This is a genomic window from Hymenobacter agri (assembly GCF_054778495.1).
The window spans coordinates 1-803 of sequence record NZ_BAAGZM010001114.1 but is presented as its reverse complement, the minus strand read 5'-3'; the positions used below and the strand labels follow the sequence as shown (position 1 = coordinate 803).

Below are 803 nucleotides of genomic sequence, written 5' to 3'. Positions count from 1 at the left end.
CCTCACCGAGCAGGTTGGGCCAGGCCGCGGCAACCTCAGCCCGGCCATCGCCGCCGAAGCCGGCCGCATCGTCACCAGCCTCGACCAATTGGTGGCGGCCACGCTGCGGCGCAAATAGTTGCTGGCGCGACAATCAACTTTTTGGACCGGGCAATGGTTGAGGTATTAGCGCCCCGAACAGCCCCGTTGTGCAACCCTGGCCCGCGCCCCGCGGTACAAGCAGCACCAACAAGCTCGGCGATATGAGCGCAGCGCTGCCTGACACTGGGCGGCGCATTTTACCCTTGTTTATTTTGGTTGATAATCCTATTTCGCTGATACCGGCCAACGACCCGGCCCGACTCCAAACGCTTGAGCGCTACCAACTGCTGGATGCCCGCAGCGAAAAAGTGCTTGATGACGTGGTGGCGGCCACCGCCCGGCTGTTCGGCGTGTCCAACGCCATGCTCTCCATTGTGGAGAAAGATGAAGTGCTGGTAAAAGCGCCTTACAACCTGCCGGTGGCCATCGAGCGGGTGCCGCGCGATAAGAGCATCTGCTCGGCCACCATTCTGCAGCACGACACGGCCGTGTACGAAGACCTGGCCCAGGCCAACATTCCCGGCGTCGACATTTCTCTGATTCAGCAGCTGGGCCTGAACTTCTACGCCGGCCACAACCTGCGCACGCCCGACGGCTACAACCTGGGCTCGCTATGCGTGTACGATGGCCCGCCCCGGCAATTTTCGCCCGCCGAGCGTGAGCTGCTGGCCACCCTGGCCGGCCTGGTGAAGCGCCTGCTGGAGCTGCGCGCCCCCCGCATC

Annotated in this window: 1 protein-coding gene; it reads left to right on the top strand. The window is 63.5% G+C overall.

From position 1 onward, the window contains the following. Window positions 1-293: 293 nt before the first annotated feature. Window positions 294-803, top strand: a 510-nt coding sequence (locus tag ACYVDE_RS24800; protein WP_460504186.1) for a GAF domain-containing protein, incomplete at its 3' end; no start/stop codon positions are given.